The 15,320-nt window shown below is 74.1% G+C and carries 15 protein-coding genes; 4 read left to right on the top strand and 11 right to left on the bottom strand.

Annotated elements, in window-relative coordinates; genetic code table 11:
• Positions 1-154: 154 nt before the first annotated feature.
• Positions 155-568 carry an ATP-binding protein gene (locus ACFYYN_RS04700; RefSeq protein ID WP_500544656.1) on the top strand — a complete coding sequence of 138 codons (414 nt, stop codon included), beginning with the start codon at positions 155-157 and terminating at the stop codon, positions 566-568.
• A 78-nt stretch (positions 569-646) separates the two neighbouring features.
• On the opposite strand, the gene dapC is transcribed toward ACFYYN_RS04700, so the two are convergent.
• Positions 647-1,759 carry a succinyldiaminopimelate transaminase gene (gene dapC / locus ACFYYN_RS04705; RefSeq protein ID WP_500544657.1) on the bottom strand — a complete coding sequence of 371 codons (1,113 nt, stop codon included), beginning with the start codon at positions 1,757-1,759 and terminating at the stop codon, positions 647-649.
• A 94-nt stretch (positions 1,760-1,853) separates the two neighbouring features.
• The gene (gene fdxA / locus ACFYYN_RS04710) at positions 1,854-2,174 is read right to left on the bottom strand and encodes a ferredoxin (RefSeq protein WP_018561461.1); all 321 of its coding nucleotides are present in this window, start codon (positions 2,172-2,174) and stop codon (positions 1,854-1,856) included.
• Between the two features lie 113 nt (positions 2,175-2,287).
• Here fdxA and ACFYYN_RS04715 point away from each other — a divergent pair, with 113 nt between their 5' ends.
• Complete coding sequence (locus ACFYYN_RS04715; RefSeq protein WP_500544854.1) at positions 2,288-3,313, top strand: GNAT family N-acetyltransferase; 1,026 nt, start codon at positions 2,288-2,290, stop codon at positions 3,311-3,313.
• 10 nt (positions 3,314-3,323) lie between these two features.
• Complete coding sequence (locus tag ACFYYN_RS04720; protein ID WP_500544658.1) at positions 3,324-4,148, top strand: transglutaminase family protein; 825 nt, start codon at positions 3,324-3,326, stop codon at positions 4,146-4,148.
• A gap of 80 nt (positions 4,149-4,228) precedes the next feature.
• Here the strand turns inward: ACFYYN_RS04720 and ACFYYN_RS04725 are convergent, their stop codons facing one another.
• The 8 genes from ACFYYN_RS04725 to ACFYYN_RS04760 all read right to left on the bottom strand — a co-directional run bounded on the left by ACFYYN_RS04725 (position 4,229) and on the right by ACFYYN_RS04760 (position 11,562).
• A complete protein-coding gene (locus tag ACFYYN_RS04725) occupies positions 4,229-4,837 on the bottom strand; it encodes a response regulator (RefSeq protein WP_500327998.1) in 609 nt (202 codons plus the stop codon).
• Positions 4,767-6,014 (bottom strand): sensor histidine kinase, encoded by a 1,248-nt coding sequence (locus tag ACFYYN_RS04730; RefSeq protein WP_500544659.1) that lies wholly within the window; start codon positions 6,012-6,014, stop codon positions 4,767-4,769. The genes ACFYYN_RS04725 and ACFYYN_RS04730 overlap by 71 nt, the downstream gene beginning before the upstream one ends.
• A gap of 13 nt (positions 6,015-6,027) precedes the next feature.
• Positions 6,028-6,741: an ABC transporter permease gene (locus ACFYYN_RS04735; protein ID WP_500328000.1), complete on the bottom strand. Its 714-nt coding sequence runs from the start codon at positions 6,739-6,741 to the stop codon at positions 6,028-6,030.
• The gene (locus tag ACFYYN_RS04740; protein WP_500544660.1) at positions 6,738-7,652 is read right to left on the bottom strand and encodes an ABC transporter ATP-binding protein; all 915 of its coding nucleotides are present in this window, start codon (positions 7,650-7,652) and stop codon (positions 6,738-6,740) included. Before ACFYYN_RS04740 ends, ACFYYN_RS04735 begins: the two co-directional genes overlap by 4 nt.
• Positions 7,653-7,788: 136 nt before the next feature.
• The gene (locus ACFYYN_RS04745; protein WP_500544661.1) at positions 7,789-9,876 is read right to left on the bottom strand and encodes a VanW family protein; all 2,088 of its coding nucleotides are present in this window, start codon (positions 9,874-9,876) and stop codon (positions 7,789-7,791) included.
• A 194-nt stretch (positions 9,877-10,070) separates the two neighbouring features.
• Positions 10,071-10,427, bottom strand: a complete 357-nt coding sequence (locus ACFYYN_RS04750) for a DUF6113 family protein (RefSeq protein ID WP_499513773.1) — start codon at positions 10,425-10,427, stop codon at positions 10,071-10,073.
• Positions 10,424-11,317 carry an N-acetyl-1-D-myo-inositol-2-amino-2-deoxy-alpha-D-glucopyranoside deacetylase gene (gene mshB / locus ACFYYN_RS04755; RefSeq protein ID WP_500544662.1) on the bottom strand — a complete coding sequence of 298 codons (894 nt, stop codon included), beginning with the start codon at positions 11,315-11,317 and terminating at the stop codon, positions 10,424-10,426. The genes ACFYYN_RS04750 and mshB overlap by 4 nt, the downstream gene beginning before the upstream one ends.
• Before the next feature lie 50 nt (positions 11,318-11,367).
• On the bottom strand, positions 11,368-11,562 hold the full coding sequence (locus tag ACFYYN_RS04760; protein ID WP_431950994.1) for a hypothetical protein: 195 nt from the start codon (positions 11,560-11,562) through the stop codon (positions 11,368-11,370).
• A 188-nt stretch (positions 11,563-11,750) separates the two neighbouring features.
• On the opposite strand from ACFYYN_RS04760, the gene ACFYYN_RS04765 reads away from it, so the two are divergent.
• The gene (locus ACFYYN_RS04765) at positions 11,751-13,883 is read left to right on the top strand and encodes a S9 family peptidase (RefSeq protein WP_500544663.1); all 2,133 of its coding nucleotides are present in this window, start codon (positions 11,751-11,753) and stop codon (positions 13,881-13,883) included.
• On the opposite strand, the gene ACFYYN_RS04770 is transcribed toward ACFYYN_RS04765, so the two are convergent.
• Entirely contained in the window at positions 13,880-14,896 is a 1,017-nt protein-coding gene (locus tag ACFYYN_RS04770; RefSeq protein ID WP_500544664.1) for a hypothetical protein, read from the bottom strand. The genes ACFYYN_RS04765 and ACFYYN_RS04770 overlap by 4 nt on opposite strands.
• Positions 14,897-15,320: the final 424 nt, after the last annotated feature.

Below are 15,320 nucleotides of genomic sequence, written 5' to 3' on the forward strand. Positions count from 1 at the left end.
AATTGCTCCGCTTTACCGCCCCGGGAATCCTTTCGCATTACCAATTCTTTACTCTTGGGGGCCGCAACCTTCGGCCCCCTTCACGCGGTAGTCACGACGTCCGCCCCGCGGACATGTCACGTCGAAACCGTCGTCTCTCCGTAAAAGGAGCACCATGTCTCTCCCCCTCGCGCGTCGGATCGCCCGGGCTGCCCTGCTGGTCGGCGCGGCCGCGGCTCCTCTCATCGGTGCCGGTGCCGCGTCCGCCGCAGCGCTGCCGCAGGTCGGCGACCTGGGTGGGCTGACCAACGTGGACAAGACCCCCGAGCTCACCGGCACCGTGAACGGCGTGGCCAAGCAGTCCGGCGCCGTGAAGACCGTGCAGGAGGCGCTGCCCGCGACGACCGACACCGTCAGCGACCTGGCCAAGGACGCCCAGCCCGCCGTCAAGGGCGCGGCGACGCAGACCGCCAAGACCGTCGGCGGCACCGCCCAGGAGCTCGGGAAGACCGCAAAGGGCTCCGGGCTGCCGGGCGGCCTCCCCTCCACCGGGCAGCTGCCCCTCCAGGGGCTCCCCATCGGCGGCTGACCCCCCACAGCCGCACCGAAAGGGCCCGGGGAGCGGTGCTCCCCGGGCCCTTTGCGCCGCGTCGTGGCCGCCCGCGGCTCAGGAGGCCAGCCGGCGCACCGCCGCCGCCACCCGCTCGTCGGTGGCCGTGAAGGCGATCCGCACGTACCGCTCCCCCGCCGCGCCGTAGAAGTCGCCGGGCGCCACGAGGATGCCGTGCTTGGACAGGTCCGCGACGGTGTCCCAGCAGGACTCGTCACGCGTCGCCCACAGGTACAGGCTCGCCTCGCTGTGCTCGATGCGGAAGCCGGCCGCCTCGAAGGCCTCGCGCAGGGACGCCCGCCGCCGCGCGTAGCGCTCGCGCTGCCGGGCCACGTGGGCGTCGTCCCCGAGCGCGGCGACCGTGGCGGCCTGCACCGGCGCGGGCGTCATCATGCCGCCGTGCTTGCGGATCTGCAGCAGCTCGCCGAGCACGGCCGGGTCGCCCAGGAGGAACGCTGAGCGGTAGCCGGCCAGGTTGGAGCGCTTGGACAGCGAGTGGACGGCCACGATGCCCTCGTAGGAGCCGCCGCAGACGTCCGGGTGCAGGACCGACACCGGGTCGGCGTCCCAGCCCAGCTCCAGGTAGCACTCGTCGCTGAACACCAGCACGCCGTGCTCGCGCGCCCAGGCGACGGCACGGGTCAGCTCGTCCTTGGACAGCACGCGACCGGTGGGGTTGGAGGGGCTGTTGAGCCACAGCAGCCGCAGCCCGGCCGGGTCGGGCTCGGTCGGTTCGTCGTAGACGACCGCCTCGGCGCCCGCCAGCCGCGCGCCGACCTCGTAGGTCGGGTAGGCCAGCCGCGGGTACGCCACCTTGTCGCCCGCGCCGAGACCCAGTTGGGTCGGCAGCCAGGCGACCAGTTCCTTGGAGCCGACGACCGGCAGCACGTGCGCGTCGGTCAGGCCGGTGGCGCCCAGCCGGCGGCCGGCCCAGCCGGTGATGGCGGCGCGCAGCTCGGGCGTCCCCCACACGGTCGGGTACCCGGGGCTGTCCGCGGCCCCGGCCAGGGCCCGCTGCACGATGTGCGGGACCGGGTCGACCGGGGTGCCGACCGACAGGTCGACGATGCCGCCGGGATGGGCGGCGGCCGTGGCCTTGTACGGTTCGAGCCGGTCCCAGGGGAAGACGGGGAGTCTGGACGAGACTGGCTGCGCCACGGTGGTGCTCACTTTCCGTTCCTCGCAGGCACACGGCCTGCCACTACCTGAAACACGGCGGTCCCGTACGGCGGTGTGCCGTACGGGACCGCCCGCAACGGTCGGGTCACTCGCCCTGCGGCGGCAGGGCGGCGATGAAGGGGTGGTCGCGCTCGATCAGCCCGAGCTTGGAGGCACCACCGGGCGAGCCGAGCTCGTCGAAGAACTCGACGTTCGCCTTGTAGTAGTCCTTCCACTCCTCCGGGGTGTCGTCCTCGTAGAAGATGGCCTCCACCGGGCAGACCGGCTCACAGGCTCCGCAGTCGACGCATTCGTCCGGGTGGATGTACAAGGACCTCTGGCCCTCGTAGATGCAGTCGACGGGGCACTCCTCGATGCACGCCTTGTCCTTGACGTCGACACAAGGCTGCGCGATGACGTAGGTCACGCTGTCGTTCCTCCTCGGTAGGGCTGTCTCGCGCGGGAGCGCGGCGTCGTCGATGCCCGCCCCTAGTATCTCCGTTCTTGGGCAGCAGACGAACAGGAGGGGCGGTCATGAGCATGGATTTCACCGCCGGAGGCCGGCTCGAGGTACGCATAACCCCTTCTGACGTGGGCAAACGCGTGTCGGTCCGAAGGATCGTGGAGATCGTCGAGGGGCGGCCGGTGTTCGCCGACGCCGTCGGGATTCTCACATCGTGGAACGAAGGGGTGCTTGTTGTCACCCGTCGGGACGGGGAGACCGTCCGCATCGCGGAATCGTCCCTGGTCGCGGGCAAGATCGTGCCCGACGCACCGGCGCGCCGCGGCGCCCGTGCGCCCCGCGCGACGGCCAGGGAACTGCAGGAATCGGCCTCCCGCTGCTGGCCCGCGCAGGAGGCGGCCCGGCTGGGCGCGTGGACGCTGCGGGCGGCCGGCGGCTTCACCCGGCGCGCCAACTCCGTGCTGCCCCTGGGCGATCCGGGTGTCCCGCTGACGGAGGCCGCCGCGCGGATCGCCCGCTGGTACGGCGACCGCGGACTGCCGGCGTACGTGCAGGTCACGACCGGCAGCGAGGACTCCGACGAGACGCTGGCGCAGGCGCTGGGCGGCCTCGGCTGGACGGCGGAGGGCCACGCCCTGCTGCGCACGGCCGCCCTGGCGCCGATCGCGGACCTGCCCGGCGCCGAGGCCGTACGCCTGTCCCGCGAGGCCGACGCGGCGTGGCTCGCCCGCTACCACCGCACGGGTGACCTCGGCGACGCGGCCCTGAAGGTGCTCACCGGCGGCCCCTCGGTGTGGTTCGCCACGGTGCCGGGGGACGGCGACCCCGCCGACACCGGGCCCGCGGCGATTGGGCGCTGCGTCGTCGACGGCCGCTTCGCCTCCTTCGGCGCCGTCGAGGTGGCCCCCTCCCACCGGCGGCGCGGACTGGCCCTGGCCGTGATGGCCGCGCTCGCCCGCAAGGCCCTGGACGAGGGCGCCTCCGGCGCGTACCTGCAGGTCGAGACCGACAACGAGGGCGCGCGCGCCCTCTACGACCGGATGGGCTTCACCACCCACCACGCGTACCACTACCGGCGCGGCCCGCTGTCCGCGGAAGGGTGAGAACCCCGGTATGGACGACTCCACCAGGCAGCGCTTCGCCGAGGCCGCCCGCGAGGTGCGCCCCGACCTCGCGGACCTGTGCCTGCTCATCGGGGCCGAGGCCGACCCGTCCCTCGACGAGGCCGGGACGGACGCGGCGCAGATGGAACTCGACCGTCTCGCCGGGCTCCTGCCCTACGGCCTCACCGGCCCCGCCGAGTGGGCCGACGCCACCGCCGAACTGCTCGCCGGCCGCTGCGGGTTCGGCGGCTCCCCGGCCGACTACCAGCGGCTGGAGTCCTCGCTGCTGCACGAGGTGCTGCAACGACGGCGCGGGCTGCCGATCCTGCTGTCGGTGGTCTGGATGGAGGTCGTCCGGCGCGCCGGCGGACCGGTCCACGGCGTCGCCCTCCCCGGGCACTTCGTCGTGGGCTTCGGCGACCCCGCCGGCGTCTTCGTGCTGGCCGACCCCTTCAACGGCGGCCGGCGGCTCGGGGAGGAGGACGTGCGCCTGCTGGTGGCGGGCGCGACGGGGGCCGCGCCCTCCCCGGCGATGCTGGAACCCGCGGATCCGCTGGACATCGTGCTGCGGGTGCTCAACAACATCCGCGCGTGGGCCTCGGCACGGCCGGAGCACCTGACGACGCAACTGTGGGCGGTCGAACTGGCGCTGCTGCTGCCCCACCATCCGGCACGGCTGCGCCTCGAACACGCCCAGCTCCTGGTGCGGAAGGGGGACTTCGCGCGGGGCGCCGCGGAGATGGAGGCGTACGCGGACGTGCTCGCCGAGGCGGAGCCCTCCGCCGCGACCGCGATGCGGCGGCAGGCGCGGGCCGCCCGGGCGCTCCTCAACTGACCGGGGGGTGCCGGCACGCAGGCGGGTTGTGGCAGGCGGTCCGCCGCGAGGCGGAACGGGTGGGCACGGGCGGCGGACGGCTAGAGCCAGCCGCGTTCGAGGGCGATGCGGACCGCTTCTGCGCGGTTGCGCGCGGCGGTCTTCTGGATCGCGGTGGAGAGGTAGTTGCGGACGGTCCCCTCGGAGAGGTGGAGGCGCCGGGCGATGTCCGCGTTGAGGGAACCGTCGGCCGCCGCGCGCAGGACGTCGCGCTCGCGCGGGGTGAGGGGGTCGGCCCCCTCCGAGAGCGCGGCGGCGGCGAGCACCGGGTCGATCACCTTCTCCCCCCGCAGCACCCTGCGCACCGCCTCCGCGAGTTCCCCCGCGGGCGCGTCCTTGACCAGGAAAGCGTCGGCGCCCGCCTCCATGGCCCGGCGCAGGTACCCGGGCCGGCCGAAGGTGGTGACGATGACGACGCGGACCCCGGGCAGTTCCGCCCGCACCACGGCGGCCGCGTCGAGGCCGGTCATCGCGCCGGGCATCTCGATGTCGAGGAGGGCGACCTGCGCCCCGGCGTCGCGGGCCGCTCCGACGACGTCCTCGCCGCGCGCGACCTGCGCGACCACCTCGATGTCCTCCTCAAGCCCCAGCAGCGCGGCCAGGGCCTCGCGCACCATCGACTGGTCCTCCGCCAGCAGCACCCGGATCATGGCCGTGAGCGTAGTCGGCAGGGACGACGGCGTGGAGGGTGAAGCCGCCGTCCGCGGCGGTCTCCAGACGGCCACCGGCGAGCATCAGGCGCTCCTCCAGGCCGGTCAGCCCGTTGCCGCGCCGTGTGCCGCCGGGGCCCGGGCCGCGCCCGTCGTCGGCGACGGTGAGCCGTACCGTGCCGTCGTCCTCGGCGACGGTCACCACGCAGCGGGCGGCGCCGCTGTGCCGTACGACGTTGGTGACGGCCTCGCGCAGGGCCCAGGCCAGCGCGCCCTCGGCCTCCGAGGTGAGCGGGGCGGCCACGGTGGCGGGCAGCTCGGCGCGGACCCCGGCGGCCTGCAGGGCGCCACGGGCGCCGGCGAGCTCGGCGGCGAGGGTGGGCCTGCGGTAGCCGCTGACGGCCTCCCGGACGTCCACGAGGGCCTGCCGGCTGACCCGCTCGATGTCGGCGACCTGCGCGGCGGCGTCCTCGGGACGGCCGGGCAGCATGCGCCCGGCCAGTTCGCTCTTGAGGGTGATCAGCGACAGCGAGTGGCCGAGCAGGTCGTGCAGGTCGCGGGCGAGCCGCAGGCGTTCCTCCGTGGCGGCCAGCTGGGCCACCGCCGCCCGGGCCTCGCGCAGTTCGCGGGTGGTGCGCACCAGCTGGCGCACCCCGGTCATGGCGTAGCCGCCGAGCAGGCACGGCACGAGCAGCGAGACCACCGTGGCCTGGTTCGCCCCGGTGAGCCCGGCGACGGCCGCGAGCACCGCGGTCACCAGCGGGATCGCCCAGCGCGCCTGCCGACCGGGCAGCACCGCCCCGCAGCCGACCGCCAGGTAGACGAACAGCACGAGGAAGGCGTCGCCCAGGGTGAACGTCATCAGCAGGCCCAGCGCGCCGAGCAGCAGGAGCTGCCCGTACACCCACCGCGGCTGGTGTTCCGCGTTGGTCCGCAGGAAGACGATGCCCAGGTAGGCGGCGACGAAGGCGGTGAGCCCGAGCCAGCCGAGCACGGTCGCGGTGAGGCCGTGCCCGCCCTCGGCGAGGTCGCTGACCGGGGCGCCCAGGTAGAGCATCCACATGGCCACCCAGACCAGCTTGACCACGGCCTGGCGGCGGTTCTCCGGGGCCCGGCCGATGGCCGGGGCGTCCCGGGGCTCGGCGGCCTCCCGCTGCTGTGTCGTTCCGGCGGCCACGATCGTTCTCCTCTCAGGCCTTCGCGGTGTCCTTGCGGTACATCCAAGCGGCCGTCCCGGCGAAGACCAGCCCGTAGACCACCAGTACGGCGATGTCCCGGGCGTGCGGGGCCTGGCCGAGTTCGACGGCCTGGCCGAGCGCCGCGTACGGCCGGGCCGGCAGCAGGTTCGCGATGTCGCGCAGCCAGCCGGGGAAGGAGCTGAAGGGCATCCACAGGCCGCCGAGCAGCGCGAGCCCGAAGTAGGCGATCATCGCGATGGGGCGGGCGGTCTCCGCCGAGGCGACGTAGCCGATGGCCACGCCGAGCGCGGCGAAGACGAAGCTCCCCGCCCAGCTGGTGAGCAGCACCCCGGCCCACTGCCAGGCGGCCATCCGCACGCCCTTCACGGCGCCGCCGGCGAGCAGCACGAGCACGATCGAGGGCAGGCTGACCGTGGCGGCCGCGGCGATCTTCGCCAGGACGTAGCCGCGCCCGGGGAGGGCGGTGAGCCGCAGCTGGCGCACCCAGCCCTTGTCGCGCTCCCGGGCGATCCGCTCGGAGTTGCCCATGAGCACGGCGGTCATGGCGCCGAAGGCGCACATCGCGACCATGTAGTACGGCACCATCGCGGCCTTCTGCCCCGCCGTGAGGATCATGAAGAGCAGCACCGGGTACAGCACCGAGAAGAACATGAACCTGCGGTTGCGCAGGACGCGCAGGATCTCCAGCCGGGCCAGCGTCCTCATCGCGCCGCCACCTCCTCCGTGGACTCCTTGGACGACTCCGTGATGGCCAGGAAGGCCTGTTCCAGGCCGAGCCCGGCGACCTCCAGGTGACGGGGGTAGAGCCCGGCCGCGTAGACCGCGTGCACCGTCGCGTCGGCGTCCGTGGAGCGGATGCGCACCGTGCGCCCGGTGACCTCCACGTCCGTGACCCGCGGCAGGGCCCGCAGGGCGCGCTCGTCCGGCGGAGTGTCCAGGTCGAAGACGATACGCCGGACCCCGGCCCGCGCCTTGATCTCGGCGGCGGTGCCGTCGGCCACCAGCCGGCCGCCCTGCAGGACGAGCACCCGGTCGGCGACGGCGTCCGCCTCCTCCAGGTAGTGGGTCGCGAAGAGCACCGCACGGCCCTGCTTCACCTGGCCGCGCATGGCCTCCCAGAAGGCCTGCCGGGCGGAGACGTCCATGCCGGTGGTCGGCTCGTCGAGGACCAGCAGGTCGCTCGCGCCCGCCGTGGCCAGGGCGAAGCGCACGCGCTGCTCCTGGCCGCCGGAGAGCTTGTCGACCTTGCGGTCGGCGATGGACTCCAGCCCGGCGGCCGCCATCACCTCGGCGACGGGGTGGGCCCGCGGGTGCAGGTCGCAGGCGAGCCGTACCAGCTCGCGCACGGTGACCTCCTCCATGAGGCCGCCGCTCTGCAGCACGGCCCCGACCCGGCCATCGGTGATCGCCCGGCGCGGGGTGGTCCCGAAGACCTCGACGGTGCCGGAGTCGGGCGTGCGCAGTCCCAGCAGCAGGTCCAGGGTGGTCGACTTGCCGGCGCCGTTGGGGCCCAGCAGGGCGACGGTCTCACCCGGGTGGAGGGTCAGGCTCAGGTCGTCGACGGCCCGGACCTGACCGAAGCTCTTGCTCACGTGCGTGAACACTGTTGCGGTCATGGCAGCAGCGTCGCCGACGGCACGGTCCGGGCGGCAGTGCCGGGCGTCCTGTCCCGCGGATGACAGATGTCATGGGTGTGGCCCCGGTACGGGTACCGGGGCCACACCCTTCACGCGCGGATCGGGCGACCGGGGGTCAGGACGTGCCCTCGATGGTCACCGTCTTCTTGGCGGTGTCGGTGGTCTGCAGCGCGGGCAGCATCGCGGAGGCGACGTCCTCCGGGGTGACGGCGGTCTTGCTGCCGTCCCCACGCTCGACCAGGACACCGTCGAAGGCGCCGCCGTACAGGCCCTTGAGCACCTTGCGGTCGATGTACGGCGTCAGGTTGCCGTCCTGGTCGGGCACCATCGTGAGGATCTTCGACAGCGAGTTCTGCGGGCTGAACGGGACGGGTTCCGCGGCGCCCGCACGGACCATGACGTATCCGGACATGGCCGTCTTCCCGAAGCCGCTGACGGCCTTGTCGAGCGCCTCCTGGGTCACCTTGGGCTGGACGGTGGTGACCTTCAAGCTGACCGCGCCGGCCTTGCCGGTGGCGACCTGCGTGGCGTAGGCGGCGGTGACGGTGTCGATCGAGGCGGCCACGTCCACGCCCTCGTGGGGCTTGCCGGGGACGGCGACGGCCTTGCCCTTCACGAACTTGACCATGCCCTCGGAGCCCGAGCCGCCGAGCCCCCGGGAGAGCTTCTCCAACTGGGCGCGGAGCTTCTCGCTGTCCGTGGTCAGCACGGGTTCGGCGGCGCGCGAGCCGCCGAACAGCGAGCCGATGACGGTGACCGGGTTGTAGTCGCGGTGCGCCACGTTGCGGACGGTCGCGTCGGTGTCGAGGACGAGACCGGCGGCCGCGGGCTTCAGCGACGTGCGCTGGTCGCCGACGGTGACGGTGATCGGCGCGTTCTTCCGGGAGCCGAGCGCCTGGTCGAGGACCGCGACGGCCTGGTCCTTGGTCTTGCCGCCGATCCCGACGCCGTAGACGGTCGTACCGGCCGGGACGTCGGAGTGGTCCATCAGCAGTCCCGCGCCGTAGGCGATGCCCAGCACGCCCAGCACGCCGACGCCCGCCAGTATGAGCTTGGAGCGGCCCTTGGCCTCGGGCTGCGCCGCGCTCTGACGGCCGGCGGGCGGGGCCGGCCGGTTGGCGGACGGTCCCGCGGGGGGAACCGCCGGGATGCCGCTGACGACGGTGTCGCCGGACATCCGGTCGGCCGCGGAGGACGGGAACGGCGTGGGGAACGGCGGCCGGCCGGCGGCGGGGCCCGCCGGGGGCACCCGCATCTCCCCGGTGACCGGGCCCGCGGTGGGGCCGGCCGGTGGCTGCTGCCCCGGGAAGGGCGCGCCTGCTCCGGGACCGGCGGGCCCCGCGCCGGGGCTGCCGGGGAACGGGCGTGGTGCCGGCGCGGGGCGTCCGGGACCCGCGGGGCCCCCAGGGCCGCCGGGGCCACCAGGGCCGCCCGGCATCACGGGGCCACCGGGACCCGCGGGGCCGCCGGGGCCACCCGGCGCCACCGGACCGCCGGGACCGGCCGGGCCGACCGCGCCGTCGTTCAGGTACGGGATGCCACCGCGTCGCGGGCCGCCGGGGGCGGCGCCAGGTCCCGGGACCGGTCCGCGCTCCATGGGGCCCGGCTGGGCGGGGATGTCGCCGAGCCGCATCGGCTGGGTGACCTCGGGAGCGGAGAACACCTGCGTCGCCTCGGGACCGGGCGCCGGGCCCGGCCCCGGCCCCGGGCCGGACTCGGGCCTGGGTGCGGCCTTCCGCGGCGCGAACCAGTCGCTGGCCGGCTTCTCGCCCTTGGGCGCCGGCGCGGGCTCCGCGGCGGGTTCCGGCGCGGGCGCCGGAACGCCCTGACCGGCCGCGGTGCCGCCGCCGGCGGCCCAGCCCGTGGACAGCGGGGCCGGCTCGGCCTCGGGGGCGGACGGGGCGGACCCGGCGGGCGCCCCTCCCTCCGCGCCGCCCTCGACGGGCGTGCGGACGACGACCGGCGGGATCGGCCGGGACCCGGGGATGTTGATGCGCACCCGGGTGGTCAGCGTGGTCTCGGTCTTGGTCTCCTCCGCGGCGGGAGCCGCAGCGGGCTCCCCGGTCGCGGCCCCGTCGCGCGGGTCCTCCTGCGGATGCAGCGACGGAAACGGTCGGGTTCCGTACGGCGGGGTACCCGACGGGTACGCGGCTCCGCCCCGGCCCTGGGGGCCGGGGGACGGACGATCAGTTTCACGACTCAAAGCAGGCTCTCCCGGTTCGCTTCGCCACCCGTCACGGCCTTTCCGCGGGCGGCCCGGCGGCGCGCACCACCATACTGGGCGCCGCGTCGGAGCCGCCTGCCCGCCGGATGGAGACCGCCCTGATCAAAGGGGTTTATGTGACGTCAACCGCCAAAACGGGCGACGCTCGCTCCGTAACGGACGCAACGTGGCGCCTATGGTGCCTCAAGTGATCCACCGGCGGGAGGACGGGGTTGCACAAGCGTGGCCGACATCACGCCGGCCATCGCTCCGCCCAACAGGTAGACGTACGGACTGATTCCGTTGGCGAACAGGAAATCACCCTCCGGGCGGGCGGAGCTCAGCAGCATCACGGTGATCAGCCACACCGCCGCCGGCACCACGGCGCCCAGCCGCGTGCCGGTCAGCCGGGCGCCGCCGTGGAAGAGCGCCGCGCTCCCGGCGAGCGCGAGCAGCAACCCGCCCGGGAACCAGGCGGCCTGGACCAGCGACCCCGCGACGGCGACCAGCACGCCCAGGACCACGAGCAACGGGTAGGCGGCGCGCCTCATGCCCCGGTCCCCGCGAACAGATCGTCCTCCAGGCTCCCGGCCGGCGCGGGCACGCCCTTGACCAGACGGTAGAACTCGGCGCCGAACAAGGGCTGTCCGAGGTCGTTGGAGAGCGCGAAGAACGGGCCGTCCACCGCGATCTGGGTGACGTGGGCCTTCATCGCCGCGGCCTTCTGCCCGGCGTAGCGGGCCTCCACGTCGATGGCGGCGGTCACCAGGCCGTCGTCCACCACGCCCGGGACGTCGTCGGCGGTCGCGATGCCCTCGAAGGGGATCTGCCGGCCGGCCCCGCGCAGCCGGGCGAAGCCCTCCTCGACCACGCGGCGCGGGATGCAGTTCCAGTAGATCTTGGCGATGGAGTGCGGGCCGCCGAGGTCACGCCGGTAGGCCGGTTCCGCGGCCAGTTCTGCGGCGCGCATGGAGACCCGGTGCGCCTTGATGTGGTCGGGGTGGCCGTAGCCGCCGTCGGGGTCGTACGTGACCAGGACCTGCGGACGGACCTCGCGGATCACCTCCACGAGGTACGAGGACGCGAGATCGAGGTCCGCCTGCCAGAAGCTCTCCGGCCGGTCGTTCTGCGGCACGCCCATCATCCCGGAGTCCCGGAAGCGGCCGGGGCCGCCCAGGAAACGGTGGTCGGTGACGCCGAGCTGCGCCATGGCGTCGGCGAGTTCGCCGGTCCGGTGCGCGCCGAGGGTGTCGTCGCGATCGGGGGCCAGGTGCGCCAGCTCGGGCGGGATGACCTCGCCCTCCTCGCCGAGGGTGCACGTCACCAGCGTGACGAGCGCGCCCTCGGCGGCGTACTTGGCCATGGTGGCGCCGTTGTTGATCGACTCGTCGTCGGGATGCGCGTGGACGAGCAGCAGTCGGCGGGCGGGCGGTGCGGTCATGAGGAGAGCCTAGGGCAGGCCCCGCGGCTCACCAGGGGGAAGCCACGGGCTCAGAACTTGAAGTCGCCGATCATGCCCGCGACGTTGGTGGTGAGGTCCCGGATCGTCGGCGCGATGGAGGAACTCGCCAGGTAGAACCCGAGCAGTACGCAGACCACCGCGTGCCCCGCCTTCAAACCGGCTTTCCTGACCAGCAGGAAGACGACGATCAGCAGCAGCAGCACCGCCGAAATCGAAAGTGCCACAGCGGCACACCTCCAGGGCCTCAGAGTCCGACAGCACTTGCCAACCGGTTGTTACCCACTCTCGGCAGTGGATCATAACTTTGTGGCGCACCGCATAGCTCGTCGCACGGGAGCACGCGGGGGCGCATGGCCGGATCTCGTGGTTGGCGTGCGCCGGGCTCACCCGCGGGCGGTGGCACACTCCCCCCATGACGCAAGCGCTCTCGTTCCCGCGGCAGTACGCCCGCACGCAGCGGTTCTCGCTCGGCGCCCCGCGCGCCTTCACCGTGTCGCCGGACGGCGGCCGGATCGTCTTCCTGCGCTCCCGTTCCGGCACCGACCGCTCGCACCTGCTGTGGGTGCTGGACCCGCAGTCCGGCGCCGAGCGGGTCGCGGCGGACCCCGGGGTGCTGCTGTCGGGCGCGGCGGAGGAACTGTCGCCGCAGGAGAGGGCGCGCCGGGAGCGCAGCCGGGAAGGTTCGGCGGGAATCGTCGGCTACGCGACCGACGACGCGGTGGAGCTGGCCGCGTTCGCCTTGTCCGGAAGGCTCTTCACGGCGGAGCTGCGGGCCGGCACGGCCCGGGAGATCGCCGTGCCGGGCCCCGTGGTGGACCCGCGTCCGTCGCCGGACGGCCGCCGGGTGGCCTATGTGGCGGACGGCGCGCTGCGCGTGGTGGACGCCGACGGCGGCGAGGACCGGGCGCTGGCCGAGCCCGAGGGCCCGGACGTCGGCTACGGGCTGGCGGAGTTCATCGCCGCCGAGGAGATGTCCCGCAGCCGCGGCTACTGGTGGGCCCCGGACGGTGCCTCCGTACTGGCGGCCCGCGTGGACGCGTCCCCGGTCGGCCGCTGGTGGATCGCCGACCCCGCGAACCCCGCGCAGCCGCCCGCCGAGGTGGCCTACCCCGCCGCCGGCACCCCGAACGCCGAGGTCACGCTGGTCCTGCTGACGCTGGACGGGGCGACGACGCCGGTGGAGTGGGACCGCGAGCGCTATCCGTACCTCGCTCAGGTGCACTGGTCGGCGGCGGGCCCGCCGCTGCTGCTGGTCCAGACCCGGGACCAGCGCGAGCAGCTGTACCTGACGGTGGACACCGCCACCGGCGGCACCCGGGAGGTGCACCGCGACAGCGATGAAATCTGGCTTGATCTTTTCCCCGGGGTGCCCGCCTGGCTGTCCGGCGAGCGCCTCGTGCGGATCTCCGACGAGAACGGCTCGCGAGCGCTGTTCGTCGGTGAACAGCCTTGGACGGGACCGGAGTTGCACGTGCGTGCGGTGCTCGGGACGGACGGCGACGGCGTCCTGCTGTCCGCCTCGGCGGGGCACGGCGCCAAGGACCCGGAGACCGGCGAGATCCATGTGTACCGCGCCGACGGAGGCCCCGCCGGAGCGGTCCGGCTGAGCGGCGGCCCGGGCGTGCACTCCGCGGTGCGCGCCGGGGCCGTGACGGTGCTGTCGTCCGCGTCGCTGGAGTCGGCCGCCACGGCCGTCCGGGTGCTGCGGGACGGCGAGCCGGTGACGCAGATCGCCTCGCACGCCGAGACCCCGGTCCTCACCGCGCGCCCGGTGCTCGTCAGCGCGGGCGAGCGCGGCGTCCCGGCGGCGGTGCTGCTCCCCTCGGGGCACCGGGAGGGCGACGGACCCCTGCCGGTGCTGATGGACCCGTACGGCGGGCCGCACGGCCAGATGGTGGTGAGCGCCCAACGCGGCTACCTGCAGGCGCAGTGGCTGGCCGACCAGGGCTTCGCGGTGGTCGTCGCGGACGGCCGGGGCACCCCCGGGCACTCCCCCGCCTGGGAGAAGGCGATCGCCGGCGACTTCGCGGGCGTCACGCTCGACGACCAGGTCCACGTGCTGCACGCCCTGGCCGGCCGCTACCCCCTGGACCTGACCCGGGTGGGCATCCGCGGCTGGTCGTACGGCGGGTACCTGGCGGCGCTCGCCGTGCTGCGCCGCCCGGACGTCTTCCACGCCGCGGTGGCGGGCGCGCCGGTCACCGACTGGCGGCTGTACGACACGCACTACACCGAGCGCTACCTCGGCCACCCCGAGGAGGGGCCGGCGGTGTACGCCGCCAACTCCCTGGTCACCGACGCCGGACTGGCGGACCCGGCGGACGAGGTCCGGCCGCTGATGATCATCCACGGCCTCGCCGACGACAACGTGGTGGCCGCGCACACCCTGCGGCTGTCCTCCGCACTGCTGGCCGCGGGCCGCCCGCACGAGGTGCTCCCGCTGTCCGGGGTCACGCACATGACGCCGCAGGAGGAGGTCGCCGAGAACCTGCTCCTGCTCCAGGTCGCGTTCCTGAAGCGTTCCCTGGGCGTCGTGACAGGTTAGGGCGGGTCCTGCAGGTACGCCGCCCGCGCCTCGGAGGCCGGGCCGGGCGGCGGCGGCTGCGGGTAGGAGCCGAAGACAGGGAGGACGGCGGTCTGCTCGTACAGCGGCATGGACAGGTTGTCCGCCGCCGTGGGGACCTCCGCCTCCACGTACGGATCGCCGCCCGGCACGCCCACCGCCGCCAGGTCGCCGGGGACGAGCAGCAGCGTCACCACCAGCGCGGCGCCCACCGCGAAGGCGGCGGCGAAGTCGTCGGCGCCCGGGGCGTCGATCCTCGAGGTGCCGATCACCGGGACCGCGGTCACGGCGAGCAGCCCGGCCACACAGATGCCCAGCGGCCGGGCGAACGGGGCCCGTACGAACGCGGCGAGGCCCGCGGCCGCGGCCAGGCCGGCCGTCGCCCAGACCAGCCACTCGTAGGGCGCCCCCAGCTGGGAGTCCACCAGGTAGCCGCCTCCCACGGTGCGCCAGAAGAAGCCCGGCGGCAGCGGCACCGCCGGGTCCGACCGCCGGGAGAACTCCAGGACGCCGGTGATGAGCGCCACCACGAGCAGCAGCATCCCCGCCAGCACGCCCGCCGCGGGCCGCGGCGGGGCTGGCGCGTCCTCGCCGGTGCGCCGTACGACGACCAGCAGTACGAGGGCACCGGCGATCTGCCCGCCCGCGGTCACCAGCAGGGCTCCCTGCAGTCCGGGCGGGCTGCCGCCCGAGGAGGGGGCCAGGAGGTACGCCGTGGGAGTGCGCAGCGCCAGGGTGAGCACCGCGGCCGCCCCGAGGACCCCGACGCCGCCGGGCTTGAGGGACGCGACCGCGGCGGCCACGTAGAGCCCGAGCAGCAGCAGGTCCACCGTGGAGGTCACCAACGGCGCCCCGCCGACGGGTACCGCGAGACCCGCCCACACCCTGACGGCGCCCTCCGCCCGGAACTGGACGAGGTCCTGGCCCAGCCAGGCCGCCTCGGCGGCCGCCAGGGCGGCACAGACCGTTCCTCCGAGCCGATACGCCTGCCGCATGGCCACCTCCCCGGCCCCTCCGGCAGCACTGTCCTTTGGCCTTCCGAGGGGATACGTACCGGGCCGGTCCAGCGTTCACCGCGGACGTACGGCGGCCGGCCGGGGCGATGTGTGATCACCCCGGCCGGCCCACGGCACCCGCACGGCCGTACGCTGCTCAGCGTGGCGCGTCCGTATATCGGTGATGCGTCGATCAAGTTGCCTGCGTGTAAAAGAATTTCATCCTGAATCCTCCGCATTCGCGGATGGTTCGCGGAAGCTGTCAAGCACGCGTTCGCGACGATATCCAAAACCTTGCCCCAAGATAACGGCGATCTTGTCTCCCGATCGCTTCACCCCCTTGACTGGCCGCCAAATCCATTGCCCAATACCGGCTAGCTAGCCACGGGCGTTCACATGCGCCACCAAAACTCCTTGGTGCGGG

Source organism: Streptomyces sp. NPDC001902 (assembly GCF_042891295.1).
Lineage (GTDB): Bacteria > Actinomycetota > Actinomycetes > Streptomycetales > Streptomycetaceae > Actinacidiphila.

Coding starts and splice junctions, on each gene's coding strand:
- ACFYYN_RS04700 (WP_500544656.1), top strand. CDS start 155: ATGTCTCTCCCCCTCGCGCGTCGGATCGCCCGGGCTGCCCTGCTGGTC.
- ACFYYN_RS04715 (WP_500544854.1), top strand. CDS start 2,288: ATGGATTTCACCGCCGGAGGCCGGCTCGAGGTACGCATAACCCCTTCT.
- ACFYYN_RS04720 (WP_500544658.1), top strand. CDS start 3,324: ATGGACGACTCCACCAGGCAGCGCTTCGCCGAGGCCGCCCGCGAGGTG.
- ACFYYN_RS04725 (WP_500327998.1), bottom strand. CDS start 4,837: ATGATCCGGGTGCTGCTGGCGGAGGACCAGTCGATGGTGCGCGAGGCC.
- ACFYYN_RS04735 (WP_500328000.1), bottom strand. CDS start 6,741: ATGAGGACGCTGGCCCGGCTGGAGATCCTGCGCGTCCTGCGCAACCGC.
- ACFYYN_RS04740 (WP_500544660.1), bottom strand. CDS start 7,652: ATGACCGCAACAGTGTTCACGCACGTGAGCAAGAGCTTCGGTCAGGTC.
- ACFYYN_RS04750 (WP_499513773.1), bottom strand. CDS start 10,427: ATGAGGCGCGCCGCCTACCCGTTGCTCGTGGTCCTGGGCGTGCTGGTC.
- mshB (WP_500544662.1), bottom strand. CDS start 11,317: ATGACCGCACCGCCCGCCCGCCGACTGCTGCTCGTCCACGCGCATCCC.
- ACFYYN_RS04765 (WP_500544663.1), top strand. CDS start 11,751: ATGACGCAAGCGCTCTCGTTCCCGCGGCAGTACGCCCGCACGCAGCGG.
- ACFYYN_RS04770 (WP_500544664.1), bottom strand. CDS start 14,896: ATGCGGCAGGCGTATCGGCTCGGAGGAACGGTCTGTGCCGCCCTGGCG.